The sequence below is a fragment of the Streptomyces sp. NPDC097107 genome, from assembly GCF_044762405.1.
GTDB classification, from domain to species: Bacteria; Actinomycetota; Actinomycetes; order Streptomycetales; family Streptomycetaceae; genus Streptomyces; species Streptomyces thinghirensis.
Genome location: NZ_JBIWEF010000001.1, coordinates 356,808 through 373,915 on the forward strand (window position 1 = coordinate 356,808; position 17,108 = coordinate 373,915).

General features: G+C 73.6%; 12 protein-coding genes and 1 pseudogene. 6 read left to right on the top strand and 7 right to left on the bottom strand.

The features are described 5' to 3' along the window. Positions 1–5: 5 nt before the first annotated feature. From ACIQ1J_RS01685 to rsmH, 4 genes are all read right to left on the bottom strand, one after another. Positions 6–1,526: a UDP-N-acetylmuramoyl-L-alanyl-D-glutamate--2,6-diaminopimelate ligase gene (locus ACIQ1J_RS01685; protein WP_403553788.1), complete on the bottom strand. Its 1,521-nt coding sequence runs from the start codon at positions 1,524–1,526 to the stop codon at positions 6–8. A 216-nt stretch (positions 1,527–1,742) separates the two neighbouring features. Beyond that, on the bottom strand, positions 1,743–3,707 hold the full coding sequence (locus ACIQ1J_RS01690; protein WP_403553178.1) for a peptidoglycan D,D-transpeptidase FtsI family protein: 1,965 nt from the start codon (positions 3,705–3,707) through the stop codon (positions 1,743–1,745). Beyond that, positions 3,704–4,252, bottom strand: coding sequence for a septum formation initiator family protein (locus ACIQ1J_RS01695; protein WP_403553180.1), 549 nt, complete (start codon positions 4,250–4,252; stop codon positions 3,704–3,706). The genes ACIQ1J_RS01690 and ACIQ1J_RS01695 overlap by 4 nt, the downstream gene beginning before the upstream one ends. Positions 4,253–4,312: 60 nt before the next feature. After that, positions 4,313–5,269 carry a 16S rRNA (cytosine(1402)-N(4))-methyltransferase RsmH gene (gene rsmH, locus ACIQ1J_RS01700; protein ID WP_403553182.1) on the bottom strand — a complete coding sequence of 319 codons (957 nt, stop codon included), beginning with the start codon at positions 5,267–5,269 and terminating at the stop codon, positions 4,313–4,315. Positions 5,270–5,697: 428 nt separating this feature from the next. Here rsmH and ACIQ1J_RS01705 point away from each other — a divergent pair, with 428 nt between their 5' ends. The 4 genes from ACIQ1J_RS01705 to ACIQ1J_RS01720 all read left to right on the top strand — a co-directional run bounded on the left by ACIQ1J_RS01705 (position 5,698) and on the right by ACIQ1J_RS01720 (position 11,487). Then, positions 5,698–6,246, top strand: coding sequence for a beta-class carbonic anhydrase (locus tag ACIQ1J_RS01705; RefSeq protein WP_403553184.1), 549 nt, complete (start codon positions 5,698–5,700; stop codon positions 6,244–6,246). Positions 6,247–6,516: 270 nt separating this feature from the next. Continuing rightward, positions 6,517–7,590, top strand: coding sequence for an AAA family ATPase (locus tag ACIQ1J_RS01710; protein WP_403553186.1), 1,074 nt, complete (start codon positions 6,517–6,519; stop codon positions 7,588–7,590). After that, positions 7,590–8,954: a DUF58 domain-containing protein gene (locus ACIQ1J_RS01715; protein ID WP_403553188.1), complete on the top strand. Its 1,365-nt coding sequence runs from the start codon at positions 7,590–7,592 to the stop codon at positions 8,952–8,954. Before ACIQ1J_RS01710 ends, ACIQ1J_RS01715 begins: the two co-directional genes overlap by 1 nt. Positions 8,955–9,096: 142 nt before the next feature. Continuing rightward, entirely contained in the window at positions 9,097–11,487 is a 2,391-nt protein-coding gene (locus tag ACIQ1J_RS01720; protein WP_403553190.1) for a DUF3488 and DUF4129 domain-containing transglutaminase family protein, read from the top strand. A 229-nt stretch (positions 11,488–11,716) separates the two neighbouring features. Here the strand turns inward: ACIQ1J_RS01720 and ACIQ1J_RS01725 are convergent, their stop codons facing one another. From ACIQ1J_RS01725 to ACIQ1J_RS01735, 3 genes and pseudogenes are all read right to left on the bottom strand, one after another. After that, positions 11,717–12,118, bottom strand: coding sequence for a spore wall synthesis complex protein (locus ACIQ1J_RS01725; RefSeq protein ID WP_403553192.1), 402 nt, complete (start codon positions 12,116–12,118; stop codon positions 11,717–11,719). A gap of 278 nt (positions 12,119–12,396) precedes the next feature. Further along, entirely contained in the window at positions 12,397–13,224 is an 828-nt protein-coding gene (locus ACIQ1J_RS01730) for a methyltransferase (RefSeq protein ID WP_403553194.1), read from the bottom strand. Positions 13,225–13,660: 436 nt separating this feature from the next. Next, a pseudogene (locus ACIQ1J_RS01735) lies at positions 13,661–14,230 on the bottom strand (SAV_6107 family HEPN domain-containing protein); the annotation flags it as partial. 234 nt (positions 14,231–14,464) lie between these two features. Here ACIQ1J_RS01735 and ACIQ1J_RS01740 point away from each other — a divergent pair. Further along, on the top strand, positions 14,465–15,094 hold the full coding sequence (locus tag ACIQ1J_RS01740; protein WP_403553196.1) for a TetR/AcrR family transcriptional regulator: 630 nt from the start codon (positions 14,465–14,467) through the stop codon (positions 15,092–15,094). Between the two features lie 488 nt (positions 15,095–15,582). Beyond that, complete coding sequence (locus ACIQ1J_RS01745) at positions 15,583–17,082, top strand: phytoene desaturase family protein (protein WP_403553198.1); 1,500 nt, start codon at positions 15,583–15,585, stop codon at positions 17,080–17,082. Positions 17,083–17,108: the final 26 nt, after the last annotated feature.

Sequence of the window (17,108 nt, forward strand, 5' to 3'; positions counted from 1 at the left end):
GGATTTCATCCCTGGGTCTTCTGGATGGCTTCGCGAAGCACCTGGCGGTCGTCGAAGGGACGGACCACCCCGGCGATGTCCTGGCCCTGCTCGTGGCCCTTGCCCGCCACCAGCACGGTGTCGCCGGGCTCGGCCCGGGCGACGGCGGCGGCGATCGCGGCGGCCCGGTCCTCGAAGACCTGGACCTCGCCGCGCTCGTGCGCGGGCACGGACGCCGCGCCCTGGAGCATGGTGGCGAGGATCGCGAGGGGGTCCTCGGAGCGGGGGTTGTCGGAGGTCAGTACGGCGGTGTCGGCGAACCGGGCCACGGCGGCGCCCATCGGCTCCCGCTTGGTGGTGTCCCGGTCGCCGCCGCAGCCGAGCACGGCGTGCAGCTTGCCCTCGGTGACCTTGCGGAGCGCCCGGAGAACGGACTCGACCGCGTCGGTCTTGTGGGCGTAGTCGACCACCGCGAAGTACGGCTGGCCCTCGTCCACGCGCTCCAGGCGGCCCGGCACCCCCGGCACCGCGGCGACACCGTCGGCGGCCGTGTGCGGGTCGAGGCCGGCGGCGGCGAGGGCGACGATCGCGGCGAGGGTGTTCGCCACGTTGAACGGGCCGGCCAGCGGCGACTTGGCGGCGATCCGCTCACCCTTCGGCCCGAGCACGGTGAACGTCGAGTCCAGCGGGCCGACCTCGACCTCGTCGGCGCGCCAGTCGGCGTCGGGGTGACCCTCGGCGGAGTAGGTGACGACCGGGACGGTGGCCTCGTTCGCGAGGCGGCGCCCGTACTCGTCGTCGACGTTGACCACGCCGAACCTGCTGCGTTCCGGCGTGAAGAGCTGTGCCTTCGCCTGGAAGTAGTCCTCCATGCCGGAGTGGAACTCCATGTGCTCCGGGCTGAGGTTGGTGAAGACCGCGATGTCGAAGACGCAGGCGTCGACCCGGCCGAGCACCAGGGCGTGGCTGGAGACCTCCATGGCGACCGCGTCGGTGCCGCGCTCGCGCATCACCGCGAACAGTGCCTGGAGGTCGGTGGCCTCGGGCGTGGTGCGCTCGGACTTGATGCGCTCGTCACCGATGCGCATCTCGACCGTGCCGATGAGCCCGGTGGACTTCGCGGTGCGCAGGCCGCCTTCGACGAGGTAGGCGGTGGTGGTCTTGCCGGAGGTGCCGGTGATGCCGATCTGGAGGAGGTCGCGGCCGGGGTGGCCGTAGATCGTGGCCGCCAGATCGCCCATCCGCGCGCGTGGGTCGTCGACGACGAGCGCCGGCAGTCCGGCGGCGGCCACGCGCTCCGCGCCGGCCGGGTCGGTCAGCACCGCGGCGGCGCCGAGGCCGGCGGCCTGGGTGGCGAAGTCGGCACCGTGGAGACGGGCTCCGGGCAGGGCGGCGTACAGGTCACCGGGGCGGACGGCGCGCGAGTCATGGGTGATGCCCGTGACTTCGGCGGTGCTGTCCGGCGCGGTGACACCCAGCTGGTCGGCGAGTTCCGCGAGGGGTGTGGCGGAGATCCGCACCGGCCTGGGCGGTCCCGGGTAGGTCACGGGGTGGCCCTTCTGGGTGGTTTGGGACTGATCAGCGTGTGGCACGGCGGTGAGCGTACCGGGCGTACCCGCTTCCGGGCGAAGTGAGGTTGAGGGACCGTTCTGGTTCCCGGGATCGGGGGTGATCGTTGTCACGGGTGGTTCCTGGTGGCTCGGTACTGAATCGGCGCTGGCTCGGTACTGGCTCGCTGCTGGTCGGGGTCTGCTCGGTCCTCGTCAGGGTTTGAAGGTCACCGGGAGGTTCGCGGGGGCGGCCCCGGTCGGCGGGACCTGAAGGGTCTTCAGGGCGAACTCCATGACCTGCTTGTAGATGGGGCCGCAGATCTGGCCGCCGAAGTAACTGCCCTCGGTGGCGTTCTGGATGGCGCAGTAGACGGTGACGCGGGGCTTGTCGGCGGGGGCGAACCCGGCGAACGACGAGGTGTACCCCTTGTACATGCCGGTGGCCGGATCCACCCGGTTGGCCGTGCCCGTCTTGCCCGCGACGCGGTAGCCGGGGATGCGGGCCTTGGTGCCGGTGCCTTCCTCGTCGTCGACGACGGACTCCAGCATCTGCGAGAGGGTCTTCGCCGTCTTCTCGCTGATCACGCGGGTCTTCTTGGGCTCGGGAGCCGGGGTGAAGCGCCCGTCGTCCTCCTCGGTGCCGCGCACGAGCGTGGGTTCGGCGCGGACGCCGCCGTTGGCGATGGTCGAGTACACGGAGGCCGCCTGCAAGGCGTTCACGGAGACGCCCTGGCCGAAGGGAATCGTGTACTGCTGCGAGGTCGACCACTGGTCGGGCGGCGCGAGGATTCCCTTGGTCTCACCGGGGAAGCCGAGCCCGCTGTAGCCGCCGAGGCCGAACTTGCGCAGGTAGGAGTGGAGCACCTTGTTGGCCTCCTCCTGGGTCTTGCCGAGCTCGCCGGTGGCCATGATGGTGCCGATGTTGCTGGACTTGGCGAGCACGCCGTTGAGCGTGAGGTACCAGGTGGGGTGGTCGATGTCGTCCTTGAAGAGCCGGTCGCCGCGCTTGAGCCGGTTCGGGATGGTGAGGTGGGTCATCGGAGTGGCGGCCTTCTCCTCCAGCACGGCCGCCATCGACATCACCTTGGCGGTGGAGCCGGGTTCGAAGGCGTCCTGGAGGGCCGCGTTGCCCAGCGCGTCCGGGTCGGCCCGGGCCAGGTCGCCCGGGTCGAAACCGGGCGAGTTGGCCATGGCGAGGATCTCGCCGGTGGCCGTGTCCTGGACGATGACGTAGCCGCTGTCCGCCTTGGACTCCTCCACCTGCCGGCTGATGGCGTGCTGGGCGGCCCACTGGATGTCGCGGTCGATGGTGAGTTCGACGTCGCTGCCGGGGACGGCGGGCGTCTCGGTGGAGCCGGCGGTGGGTACCTGGCGGCCGCCGGACTGCGCGTAGCGGATCTCGCCGTCCTTGCCGGCCAGGGTCTCGTTCAGCTGCCGCTCCAGGCCGCCGCCGCCCTTGCCGTCCGCGCCGACCCAGCCGAGGACGCCGGCGGCGAGGTCGCCGCCCGGGTACACGCGCTTGCTGCTGGGATCGGCGAAGACGCCCGCGAGGACGTTGACCACGGACTTGTCCGTCTCCGCCTTCTTGGTCAGCGCGGTCTTCAGGTCCTTGATCTGGTTCCAGACCTGCGGGGTCTGCCGGCGGGCGAGGCGGACGTAGCGCAGCTCCTTGTTCTTCGGGCGGAGCACGTCGGCCAGGTCCTGCTGGTCCTCGCCGATGATGGGCGCGAGGAGCGCCGCCGCCTGCTCGGGACCGTCGCCGACCTTCAGCTGCTCCCGGGTGAACATCGTGGGGTCGGCGGTGATGTCGTAGGCGTCCACGGTGCTCGCGAGGGCGACGCCGTTGCGGTCGGTGATCCCGCCGCGCTCGGCGGGCAGCGTGTGCACGACGTAGCGGTTCTGCTCGGCCTTGGCGGCGTACGTGCCGGCGTCGACGGCCTGCACCTGGAGGAGCCGTACGACGAAGGCGGACATCACCAGGGTCAGGGCCAGGCCGATCAGGCGCAGGCGCGGGCGGGGGCTGCCCAGCCGGATGGCGCGGGCCGCGGAGCGGGGCGGGCCCGGCCGGCGGGCGGGCCGGGCGCCGGGGCCGGGCTGCCGCCGGCCGCCGGGGCGGACGGGCCTCGCGGGTCCGGGCACGCGGCGGCGCGGCGGTTCCCTGTCGGACACTTCCGTCACCTGCCGGGAGTCGGGGTCGGGGTGGTCGCCGCCGCCGGCGTGGGGGTCGCGGCCGTGGTGGCCGCGGTGCCGGGAGTGGGGGCCGGGTCGGGCGGCTCGGTACCGGCGGCGGAGACGCCGCCGGTGGCTGCGGTCAGCGCCTCGGGGGCGAGGACCAGCGGGGCGGAGGCGGCCGTGGGCGCGGGACTGGGCGAGCCCTTCACGGTGCCGTCGGGGGCGAGGAAGGCGGGATCGCCACCGGGCACCATGCCCAGCTCGCGGGCGCGGCGCTGGAGGGCGCGGGGAGCGGAGTAGGCGTCGATGTCCCGCTGGAGCGCCTGCTCCTCGTCGGTGAGCTCCTTCGTCCTCTGTTTCAGGTCGTCCAGCTGGAAGGAGCCCTCGCTCAGGGCGGAGTTCAGCACCAGGAGGCCGATGAGGCCGCCGCCCAGGAGGACGACCACGAGGAGGACGAACGGCGCCCGGGCCGCCTGGCCGCGTGCGCCGCCCGGCGGGAGCAACTGGGCGAGCCGGGCCGCCCGCCCCTTCAGTTCGGGTTTCCTACTCACGCGCCCTCCCCTCGGCCCGGGTGGACCGTCCGCACCCGTGCCTGGCCTGCCTCGCTCGGTTCACCCGATGGACTCCCTGATGCGCTGGGCGCCGCGCAGCCGTGCCGGTGCCGCCCGCCGGTTCTCGGCGATCTCCTCCTCGGTGGGAAGTTCGGCACCGCGCGTGAGCAGCTTGAGCCGTGGCGCGTAGCGTTCGGGGACCACCGGCAGCCCGGGCGGCGCGGTGTTGGCGGCGCCGGCCGCGAACACCTGTTTGACCAGCCGGTCCTCCAGCGAGTGGTAGGACAGCACGGCGATCCGGCCGCCCACGCCGAGGGTCTCGACTGCGGCCGGGATCGCCCGCTCAAGGACGGACAGCTCGCCGTTGACCTCGATGCGCAGCGCCTGGAAGGTCCGCTTGGCCGGGTTGCCGCCGGTGCGCTTGGCGGCCTGCGGCAGGGCGGCCCGGATCAGCTCCACGAGACGCGCGCTGTTGCCGAACGGCTCCTTCTCGCGCTCGCGCACGACCGCTGAGACGATCCGCTTGGCCTGCTTCTCCTCGCCGTAGGCCCGCAGGATGCGGACGAGTTCGCCCGGCGGGTAGGTGTTGAGGACCTCGGCGGCGCTCATGCCGGTCGTCTGGTCCATGCGCATGTCGAGCGGGGCGTCCTGGGCGTAGGCGAAGCCGCGGTCCGCCTCGTCGAGCTGCATGGAGGAGACGCCGAGGTCGAACAACACGCCCTGGACGCGCGGGACGCCGAGCCGGTCGAGTACGTCGGGCAGCTCGTCGTAGACGGCGTGCACCAGGGTGGCGCGCTCCCCGTACGGGGCGAGCCGCTCGCCGGACAGGCGCAGGGCCTCCTTGTCCCGGTCGAGGGCGACGAGCCGGACCTCGGGGAAGCGTTCGAGGAGCGCCTCGCTGTGCCCGCCGAGTCCGAGCGTGCAGTCGACGACCACGGCGCCCGGTTCCTGGAGGGCGGGCGCCAGCAGGTCCAGGCACCGCTGGAGCATCACCGGGACGTGTCGACTCTGGCTCAAGTGGGGCGGCCTCTCAGGTCCGGCGCGGCGTCACGCACCGCCGGGTCCCCTCCCGCTCGCTCGTGAAGGGGAGGCCTGCCGGCGCCAAAAGCGTCGGCCGGCCGGGAGCGGGAGGAGGCCGAGCCGTACGTACGCGCCGCGCACGTGGGGAGATCTGGCGGGACGTCGCCCAGGTCTCCGGGGATTTCAGTCCAGCAGGGAGAGCCTCGCCTCCCGCTTCGCGTCACTTTAGTCCACCCTGTCGCCCGGTCAATCAACCGGCCTGCGCGTCGCGGACGGCGGCGGACACGAATCGGGGCGGGGCGGTACTTCACTCGTGCGGAGGCACCCAAAAGGGTCTGTGGAGTGGCTCACAACAGGGTTCGATGGCGTTCTTTGTCCCGCTTCACAGCGAGCCCGGCACAAAGGTGACCAGTAACGTCATGGTTATGACGACTTCTGCATCGGTTCCCGCGGACTCCGGGTCCGGCACGACCGGCACCGGCACCACCGTCGACGAGCTCGTCGAGGCGAACGCACGCTACGCCGCCGAGTTCTCCGACGCCGAACTGGCGGGCCGCCCCGCTCTCCAGACCGCCATCGTGGCCTGCATGGACGCGCGCCTGGACGTGACCGCGGCGCTCGGCCTGCGCAACGGCGACTGCCACGTCATCCGCAACGCGGGCGGTGCCGTGACCGACGACGTGATCCGCTCCCTCACCATCAGCCAGCGGGCGCTCGGCACCCGCAGCGTGGTGCTCGTCCACCACACGGCGTGCGGCATGGAGACCCTCACCGAGGAGTTCCGGCACGAGCTGGAGCTGGAGGTCGGCCAGCGCCCCGCCTGGGCGGTCGAGTCCTTCCGGGACGTCGACCAGGACGTACGGCAGTCCGTCGAGCGGGTCCGGACCTCGCCCTTCCTCCCGCACACGGACGACGTGCGCGGCTTCGTCTACGACGTGAAGACGGGCCGGCTCCGTGAGGTCGACACCGCCTGATCCGGCCGCCCGCCCCGATGATCCCGCCCTGGTGATCCCGTCGCGCGAGCACCGCAAAGGCCGTAAGGCCCGACATATCGCGGCCAGTTGTCCACAGGCGAGTGACACGAATCGGTAACGGCAGCAAGAATGCGGGAAGTGGTGTCGTGCGGAACTTTTTCCGCACGGTGTCCGTGATTCGGGGTGGGCCGGTCCGCGGTGGGTGGCCGTCCCGGCAAGTTGGGGTACCCCCGCTTCTCAGGGAGCGGGGGAAAGGCCGAGGAGGGCCGGGTGACGACCTATGACGATCAGGCGAGCCATGGGGGCGCCGCCGCGCGAGCGTATTCGAGCGTGGGGGATGATCTGACCGCTGTGGTCGAGCGGGTACGCGGTTCGGTGGAGAGCGTGATCGAGGGGAAACCCGAGGTCGTACGGCTCTCGCTGACCGTGCTGCTCGCCGAGGGCCACCTGCTGATCGAGGACGTCCCGGGGGTCGGCAAGACCATGCTGGCCAAGGCGCTGGCGCGGTCCATCGACTGTTCCGTGCGCCGGATCCAGTTCACCCCGGACCTGCTGCCCTCGGACATCACCGGCGTGTCCATCTGGGACCAGCAGCGCCGGGACTTCGAGTTCAAGCCCGGCGCGATCTTCGCGCAGGTGGTGATCGGCGACGAGATCAACCGCGCCTCCCCGAAGACGCAGTCCGCGCTGCTCGAGTCGATGGAGGAGCGTCAGGTCACCATCGACGGCCAGACCTACGAGCTGCCCAGCCCCTTCATGGTGGTGGCGACGCAGAACCCGGTCGAGATGGAGGGCACCTACCCGCTGCCGGAAGCCCAGCGCGACCGCTTCATGGCGCGGGTCTCCATCGGCTATCCCAGCCCGGACGCCGAGCTGCAGATGCTCGACGTGCACGGCGGGGTGAACCCACTGGACGACCTGCAGCCGGTGGCGCACGCGCACGAGATCCTGAAGCTGATCGAGGCGGTCCGGGGCGTCCACGTCGCCGACCCGGTCCGGCGGTACGCCGTGGACCTGGTCGCCGCCACGCGCACCCACCCCGACCTCAGACTCGGCGCCTCGCCGCGCGCCACGCTGCATCTGCTGCGCGCGGCGAAGGCGTCCGCCGCCCTGAGCGGCCGGGAGTACGCGCTGCCGGACGACGTGCAGGCCCTCGCGGTCGCCGTCCTGGCCCACCGCCTGCTGCCCACCGCCCAGGCCCAGCTCAACCGCCGCACCGCCGAGCAGGTCGTCCAGGAGATCCTGCAGCGCACACCGGTGCCCGCGGCACCCCAGCAGCAGACGGGCATCGGCGCGGGCCGCGGCGCGTCCGCGTACGGTCAGCAACCGCCGCGGAGGCTGTGATGGACACCGGGGGGACGGACCGGTCGGACGACGACCGGGGTGAGGGCGGCGGTTTCCGCACCGCCCTGACCGGTCTGACCACCCGCGGACGGTCCTTCCTGGCCGCCGGCATCGCCGCCGCGGTCTGCGCCTACGTCCTCGGGCAGAGCGACCTGCTCCGCGTCGGCCTGCTGCTGAGCGTGCTGCCGCTGGTCTGCGCGACCCTGCTCTACCGCACTCGCTACCGCGTGGCGGGCAGCCGCCGGCTCTCCCCCGGGCGGGTACCCGCGGGCAGCGAGGCCCGGGTGCATCTGCGCATCGACAACGTCTCGCGGCTCCCCACCGGTCTGCTGATGCTCCAGGACCGAGTGCCCTACGTGCTCGGACCGCGCCCCCGCTTCGTACTCGACCGGGTGGAGCCGGGCGGCCGCCGCGAGGTGTCCTACCGGGTCCGTTCCGACCTGCGCGGCCGCTATCCGCTGGGCCCCCTCCAACTGCGCCTGACCGACCCGTTCGGGCTGTGCGAGCTGACCCGCTCCTTCTCGACGTACGACACCCTGACCGTGATCCCGCGCGTGGAAGCGCTGCCGCCGGTGCGGCTGAGCGGGGAGGCACGAGGGTACGGCGAGGGGCGGCAGCGCTCTCTCGCGCTGGCGGGCGAGGACGACGTGATCCCGCGCGGTTACCGCTACGGCGACGACCTGCGCCGCGTGCACTGGCGCTCCACCGCCCGCTACGGCGAGCTGATGGTGCGCCGCGAGGAGCAGCCGCAGCGCGCCCGGTGCACGGTGCTGCTGGACACCCGGGTCGTGGCCTATGAGGGCGCCGGCCCGGACTCGGCCTTCGAGTGGGCGGTGTCGGGCACCGCTTCCGTGCTGGTGCACATGCTGGAGCGGGGCTTCTCCGTCCGGCTGCTCACCGGCAGCGGCGACTCGGTGCCCGGCGAGGGCTCCGACGGCTTCGCGGGCGCGAGCCAGGGCACGGCCGACGCGGCCGGGCTGATGATGGACACCCTCGCGGTGATCGACCACTCCGACGGCACGGGCCTGTCCCGGGCGTACGACGTGCTGCGCGGCGGGAACGAGGGGCTGCTTGTGGCGTTCTTCGGCGACCTGGACGAGGAGCAGGCCACGGTGGCCGCCAAGATGCGGCAGCGCAGCGGCGGTGCCGTCGCCTTCGTCCTGGACAGCGAGACCTGGGCACGGGAACCGGCGGACGTGCCCGGCCCGTTGGACAGGAGCGAGGAACGGTTGCGGATGCTGCGCGAGGCGGGCTGGACCGCCGTGAGCGTGCCGCGGGGCACCACCCTGGAGGAGATGTGGCGCCTGTCGGACCACGAACGCACCGGCCTCGCGGCGGCGAGCGGCGGGGAGGGCACGCGATGAGCGGGCGGGCGCGGCCGGCGCGGTACACGGGGGAGGCGGCCGGGCCCCGACGACCCGCGCGGCAGACGGGCCACGAGCACACCCGGCAGGCGGACCACCCGCACACCCGCCCCGCGGCGGTCACGGGCCGGGAGGACACGCGATGAGCGGGCGGGCGCGGCTGGCGCTGTGTGCGTGGGCGGCGACGCTGATGGCGGCGTGCGCGCTGCTGCCCCTGGTCGACCCGGCCACGTGGATCCTGCAGACCGCGCTGCTGCTGGCGGTCCAGTCCGCGGTGGGCGCGGCGGCGCGCCGGGTGCCGCTGGCCCGGCCGCTGACCGTCGCCGCGCAGGCCGTGGTCACGCTGGTGCTCCTGACCCTGGTCTTCGCCCGGCAGCACGCCCCCGCCGGGCTGATTCCCGGCCCGCAGGCCTTCCAGCGCTTCGCCGACCTGCTGCAACAGGGCGGCGACGACATCGCGCGGTACGCGATCCCGGCGCCGCTGGAGTCCGACGGCATCCGGCTGATGCTGGTCGGCGGTGTCCTGGTGATCGGCCTGCTGGTGGACACCCTCGCGGTGACCTTCCGCAGCGCCGCCCCGGCCGGGCTGCCGCTGCTCGCGCTGTACTCGGTGGCCGCCGGGCTTTCCGAGGGCGGCACCGACTGGCTGTGGTTCCTGGTCGCGGCGACCGGCTACCTGATGCTGCTCCTGGCCGAAGGACGTGACCGGCTCTCGCAGTGGGGCCGGGTCTTCGGCGGCGCGCCACGCACCCCGGGCGGTGAGCAGGACGGCGTGGTCGCTCCCGTCCGCACCGGGCGGCGCATCGGCGCGTTCGCGCTGGGCATCGCCCTGGTGGTGCCGCTCGCCCTGCCCGCGATGAACGGCGGACTGCTGGACAGCGCCAGGACGGGCGTCGGTTCCGGGACCGGGGGCGGCGGCACGATCTCCGCGGTGAACCCGCTGGTCTCGCTGCGCGACAGTCTCAACGTCGACGAGAACCGGCAGGTCCTCTCCGTCGAGACCGACTCCGACGACATGTCGAACCTGTACCTGCGCATCGTGTCCCTGGACGACTTCGACGGCACCACGTGGAAGCCGTCCAAGCGGAACATCACCGCCGTGCCGGACGGCACGTTCCCCACACCGATCGGCCTCGGCCCCGAAACCAAGCGCACGCAGACCCGCACCACCATCTCGGCCGCGGACTGGTACGCCCAGGACTGGCTGCCGATGCCGTACCCACCGAGCGGCGTGCGGATCGCGGGGAACTGGCGCTACGAACCCGTCGGCATGACGCTGGTCGGCGACCACGGGCAGAACACGCGCGGGCTCACGTACGAGGTGCGGAGCCTGAACGTGCAGCCGACGGCGGACCAGCTCGCCGCCGCACCGCAGCCGTCGGCGGCGCTGAAGCGGGAGTACACCGAGCTGCCGGACTCGCTGCCCGATGTGGTCTCCCGGGTCGCCCGCCAGGTGACCGCCGGCGCGGCGAATCCCTACGAGCAGGCGGTCGAGCTCCAGGAGTACTTCGCGATCAACGGCGGTTTCGAGTACGACACCCAGGTCAAGGTCGGCAGCGGCTCGCAGGCGATCGCCCGCTTCCTGGAGGACAAACAGGGCTTCTGTGTCCACTTCTCCTTCGCCATGGCGGCGATGGCCCGCTCGCTGGGCATTCCGGCCCGGGTGGCCGTCGGCTTCGCGCCGGGCTCCCCGCAGGCCGACGGCTCGGTCTCGGTGGGGCTGCGGGACGCGCACGCCTGGCCCGAGGTGTACTTCGAGGGCGTGGGCTGGACCCGCTTCGAGCCGACGCCGACCCGTGGCTCGACCCCGTCGTACACCGTGACGGAGGCGCCGGGCAGCTCGGTGCCGGACCCCGCGCTGCCGTCCCGGAACGCCGAGACGGAGCCGTCGGCGGCGCCCTCGGCGAGCGAGAGCTGCACGGCCCAGGACAAGAAGCTGGGCGCCTGCGCCGGCGAGTCCGCGGCGGCCGTGCCGGTCACCGGTGGAGACGGGCCGAAGTGGTATGCGGTACTGGCGTGGGCCGCGGGTGGGCTCGCGGTGCTGCTGATCCCGTTGGCGCCGTTGCTGTGGCGGCTGCGTACCCGGTCGGTACGGCTGGGGGCGCACGGCCGCACGGAGGCGGACGCGGGTCCGCACACCCTGGCGGTCTGGCGGGAGCTGACGGATACGGCATGGGACTTCGGGATCATGCCGGAGGAGTCGCAGACACCACGCAAGGCGGCGGCCCGGATCGTCCGGCTCGGGCAGCTCGACCCGACGGCGGCTGCGGCGGTGCACCGGGTGGCGGACGCGGTGGAGCAGGTGCTCTACGCGCCACGGCCCCGCCTGACTGCCGGTCTCACCGAGGACGTCCACCGGGCGAGCGCCGGTCTACGGGACACCGTCAGCCGCGGCACACGGCTGCGTGCGCTGCTCGCCCCGCGTTCGACCGTACGGGTGGCCTGGGCGGTGTCGGCCCGGTGGGCTGCCCTGAAACAGCGGGCAGCGGCGGCCCGCCCGACGCTGCGGAAGGCGTCGGGACAGCAGGGCTGAAACGGCGGCGCGGGGAGTCGGCCTGGGCGGGGGCGCCTGGGCCGGCCGGCCTTGCTTCCGGGATCTGGGGCCCGGAAGCACTCGGGATCTGGGGCCCGGAGCACCCGGCTCTGGGCTCCGAGTGGGTCGGGCCCGCGTCCCGGGCGTGCGTGGGCACGCGTGAGGGGGTGACCACCCGGTCGGTGGTCACCCCCTCACGCAGATGTCCTGATGAGTGGCGGCTCGGGCGCTACTGGCCGCCCTGCTGCTCATCCCTGCGCCGTTGCCAGCGCTCGTCGATGCGGTCCATCATGGAGCGCTTCTGCCGTGGCTGACGGCGCCCCTCCGGTCCGGCAGCGGCATCCGGCTGCTCGCCCGGCTTCGGCGCCTTGCGCCAGCCGGTCACGGCGAGGACCGCGCAGCCCAGCATGACGAGGAAGCCCACCACACTGAGCCAGACCTGCTGGGCGACCATACCGGCCATGAGGAGCGCAATACCTACGAGGAAGCCCGCGACCGCCTGGTAGACCCGTCGCCGGGTGTACGTACGCAGCCCGCTTCCCTCGAGCGCTGTCGCGAACTTGGGATCTTCGGCGTACAGCGCTCGCTCCATCTGCTCGAGCATGCGCTGCTCGTGCTCCGAGAGCGGCACGGAGTCCTCCTCATCGTGCAGTCGCCGGGGCGACCCGGGGGGGTCCCTTCAGGATAGGCAGGGAATCGCCCCCGTGAAACCCGCCCCTCTACGCCAATTGGCCAACCGGTCTCCGTCATGGCCGTGCCGGCTCGCTGAAGTTCACATTCCCCAGCGGCCGACCCGTCATGCCGGGCGGTCTCCCTCGATCATACGGCGACTGGCCCCCGTTCGGGGGGCCTGTGGCGTACTCCATCTGCAGTCGCGTCCCTGATCAGGGCCTTACCCCACCAGGTGACTCAAGCCTCCTGGGCCCCTCGTGTCTCACCGAGCACGTGAAGCTGTGTGGCCACGGAGTGGAACGCGGCGAGTTCGGCCGCCGCGGCCTCCAGCTTCAGCAGCGCGTCCATGGCGCCGGGCTCCGTGTCCACCAGTACTCCCGGGACGAGGTCGGCGAAGACCCGCACGCCGTGCACGGCGCCGATCCGCAGCCCCGCGGCCTCGACCAGTCCGCTGAGCTGTTCGGCGGTGAACCGGCGCGGTACGGGGTCACCCGTGCCCCAGCGGCCGTCCGGGTCGTCGAGGGCCTGCCTGGCCTCCGTGAAGTGGCCGGCGAGGGCGCGCGCGAGCACGGCCCCGCCGAGCCCCGCGGCGAGCAGGCTGAGGACGCCCTCGGTGCGCAGGGCGGCCACCACGTTGCGGATGCCGTCCGCGGGGTCGTCCACGTACTCCAGGACGCCGTGGCACAGCACCACGTCGTAGCCGCCGCGCTCGACCACGTCGAAGAGGCCGTGGGCGTCTCCCTGGACGCCCCGCACCCGGTCGGCGACGTCGGCCTCGGCGGCGCGGCGCTCCAGGGCGAACAGGGCGTTGGGGCTCGGGTCGACGACGGTGACGCGGTGGCCGAGGCGGGCCACGGGCACCGCGAAGTTGCCGCTGCCGCCCCCGGTGTCCAGGACGTCCAGCGCCTGGCGGCCGGTGGCCTTGACCCGGCGGTCGAGGGCGTCCTGGAGGACGTCCCAGACCACGGCGGTACGAAGGGCGGCTCGGGAACGCGAGGGCTCGGAGCGCGGCGACGCCGTTTGCGGACGGGGTTGGGAGACGGGCGGGCGCATCGGGTCCGACACGGCAGTTGACTCCTCGGCGCGGCACCGCCTCGGGCACGGGCGGAGCGAACGGGCTGCCGCCCCGGCCCGGGTGCGGGAAGGGGCAGGCTTCAGGCGCCTCCCACCCTATTGCCTCCGGTACGCCGACCGGTCACCCCGTGCCACCGACCCCGCACGTGCCCGCGGGCCCTGTCCGGAGGCTCACCCCCCGGAGGCGCCCGGCGGGCCGGGGCCGGCGCGCTCAGCCCGCGTCCGGCAGCTCATGGCCCACGCGGTCCCCGCCCGACCGCCCCCTGCCCGGACGGTCGAAGTCCGGACGGTCGAAGTCCGGACGGTCGACGCCATGGCGGCCGGAATCGGGACCGGACTCGGAGCGCACGGAATCAGGACGGCCGGCGTCGGAACGCCCGGAACCGAGACGCCCGGAACCGGGGCGCACGGAGTCGGGACCGTCGGCGTCGGAGCGGCCCGGCGCGAGGGCGCCTGGGGCGGCGTGGTCCGGGGCCGGGTGGCCCGTGTCGGCGCGGGGCTGGGGCAGGACCGGCTGGAGGACCAGCATCCGCTCCACGAGGCGCAGGAACATCGCCACGTCGCGTATCAGGTCGTCGGCGTCCCGGCGGTTGGCCGCGCCCTCGATGCCCGCCTCGGCCCGTGCCCGGCGCCGGGCGCCCGAGGCGAACAGCGCGCTCCAGTCGGAGAGCTCGGGCGCGATCTCGGGGAGCACTTCCCAGGCGCTGCGGATACGGGCCCGGGCCCGCGGGGTGGTCTCGGGGCGGCCTCGCGCGGCGAGCACCGCGGCGGCGGTGCGCAGGGCGGCCAGATGGGCCGTCGCGTAGCGCTCGTTCGGTGTCTCGAGGACGGTGGCCTCCTCCAGTCCGGCCCGGGCCTGGGCGAGCAGGTCGAGGGCGGCGGGCGGTGCGGTCGTCCGGCGGAGCACGGGGTGCACGTCGCTCGCCGGGCCGGTCAGTGAGGGTGCAGGGCCGGCTGCGCGGCGCCGCCGGGCGGCGGCTGCTGACGAGTGGGCCATGACGATCCTCCTGTCGTCTCCGTGACGGCACGCTCTGCTACGAGGTGCCGTATGTGCCCATAGTGAGGTATGCCACTGACAATCCGTTCTGACCTGGGCTTTTGCTTCGATCGTAGGTTCGGGTCGGCTACTTGCCCCGACCGGTCGGCGCACCGCGTCCGGCCGGCCGCACCCGGAGCGGAGCCGTGCACCCTGCGGTGACACCCCCAGGAGGAGTGCTGTGACAATCGGTGCATGGAAAGCAGCAGCGCCACCTCGCAGGGCAGCAGCCGCCGCGAGGCCACCCGGCAGAAGCTCTACGAGGCGGCCGTCACCCTCATCGCCGAGCAGGGCTTCTCCGCCACCACCGTGGACGAGATCGCCGAACGCGCCGGGGTCGCGAAGGGCACGGTCTACTACAACTTCGCCAGCAAGTCCGTCCTCTTCGAGGAGCTGCTGCGCCATGGTGTCGGGCTCCTCACCGCGTCGCTGCGCCAGGCGTCGGAGCGGACGGCGCGGGAGGGCCGCGGCCGGGTCGCCGCCCTGGACGCGATGATCCGCGCGGGGCTCGTCTTCATCGACCGCTACCCGGCCTTCACCCAGCTGTACGTGGCCGAGCTGTGGCGTACCAACCGGGCCTGGCAGTCCACGCTGCTGGTGGTCCGGCAGGAGGCCGTCGCGGTCGTGGAGGGCGTGCTGCGCGAGGGCGTGCGGAGCGGTGAGTTCAGCGAGGAGATCGACGTGCCGCTGACCGCAGCCGCACTGGTGGGCATGGTCCTGGTGGCCGCGCTGGACTGGAAGTCGTTCCAGCCGGAACGCTCCCTCGACGACGTGCACTCGGCCCTGTCGCGGCTGCTTCAGGGACGCGTGAGCGGCCGCCCCTGAGACCCCGCGTGCCGCCGGCCGGGCACGAAGGCGCCGGTCCGTGGTGGCCGCGTCCCCCGCGGGCCACCGTCGGACCGGCGCCTTCTCCTGCTCCCCCGTACGTCCCCCCGTTGGAACCCCCGTTCTCGGTCGTTCCCCCGGGTCCCCCCGTGCCTCGCTCCCGCCGACCGCGGCCGGCGGAAGGAGCGGATCGCGGGCCCGGTTCCGTTCCGGCGCCCCGTGTCGCCGGTTCCGGAGCCGTGCCCTTCTCCGTGCCTCCACTCTCTCGTCAACGCGGGCAGGGTCCCATCCGCGTGCGTACTCATCCGGGCGGCTAGGTACGGGTACTCAGTCGTGCGCACCCCGGCTCACGGCAGCGCGTGCCCGGCCGGTCACCCGCGCGCCCGTCGTGGTACTCAGGCCGGCCCCGTCACCGGCCGTTCCCGCAGGTGCACGGCCCGGCGGCCCCTGGGACCGCATCGTCGGCGGCGGCGGATAAAGTCCCTGGCATGGCACGGATTGCGGTGATCGGCGCCGGGATGGGCGCGATGGCGGCCGCGGCCCGGCTGGCCGTCGCGGGCCACCGGGTGGCGGTGTACGAGCGGACCGGGACGTACGGCGGAGCCCTGCGCCGCGTCGAGCGGGACGGCTTCTCCTTCGACACCGGTCCCGGTGTGCTGCCGCTGCCCGCGGTCTGGCGCGATCTGTTCGTCAAGACCGGCAAGGAGCCGCTGGAGTCCTGTGTCGAGCTGGTCCAGGTCGACCCGTCGTCACGGCACGTGTTCGCGGACGGGACGGAGGTGTCGCTGCCGAACGCCTCGCGGGCGGGCGTCGTCGCCGCCCTGGACGAGGCACTCGGCTCGACCGCCGCGCGGCGCTGGGGCGACTTCCTGGTGCGGGCCCGGGAGACCTGGGACCGGACGCGCCGCCCGCTCCTCGAAGAGCCGCTGTGGCCGAACTGGAAGGTGCTCGCCGAGCGCGAGCCCTATCCCGCGGTCCCGCACAAGCGGCTCCTGCGCACCCGGCGGGCCGGCACGCTCGCCGAGGTCGGCGCCTGGGAGCTGCGGGACGCCCGGCTCGCCGCCCTCCTGGAGAGCCACGCGCTCGCGTACGGCCTGGACCCCCGGACCGCCCCGGCGAACAGCGCCGTCCTGCCGTACATGGAGTACGCCTTCGGTGTGTGGTACGTGCGCGGCGGCGGTCTGCGGGAGCTGGCGCGGGCGGTGTACGAACGGTGCCTGGCCCGCCGGGTCGAGTTCCACTTCGGCGCCGAGGTCACGGGGATCGTCGAGAAGGACGGCCGGGTGGCGGGCGTGCGGCTGGCCGATGGCGTGGTGGCCGGGGCGGAGTTCGTGGTCGCCGGTGTGGCGCCCGGTGTGCTGGACCGCCTCTGCGGCGGGTCGGCGGTGCGGAGCGACGGCGAGGTGCCGCCGCGGCACGGTGGAGCGAGCCGGCTCTCGGTGCTGCTGGCGCTGCGGGGCGGCCGTCCGGAGGGCGCCGCGCACCGGACGGTGGTGCACGCGCCGGACCGCGAGGCCGAGTTGGAGGCGCTGTTCGGCCCGGCACCCGGCCTGCCCGCGCAACCGACCGTCACGGTCCTGCGTCCCGAGGACCCGGCGCTGGTCCCGGACCCGGACCACGAGGCGGTCACCCTGACCTCGGTGGTGCCCGCGGGCAGCGCAGCGGACACCGGGGACCACGCCGAGCGCCTCGTCGAGGCCGCGGAGCGTGCGGTACCGGGTCTGCGCGACCGTCTCCTGTGGCACGAGGTGCGCGCCCCGGCCGATGCCGCGGCGGACACCGGGGTGGCGGGCGGCGCGGTTCCGGTGCCGGCGCTGGCGGGGGCAGGCGGACGGCTGCTGCACCCGGCGAACGGCACGCGCGTGGGCGGGCTGTTCACGGTCGGCGGCTGGTCCCACCCCGGCGGGGGGCTGCCGCACGCGGGAATGTCGGGCGCGCTGGTCGCCGGGCTGATCGTGGAGGGACCGGAGTTCCGGGGCTCCCAGTGAGCGGCAGGGGCCGGCCATCGGGCCCC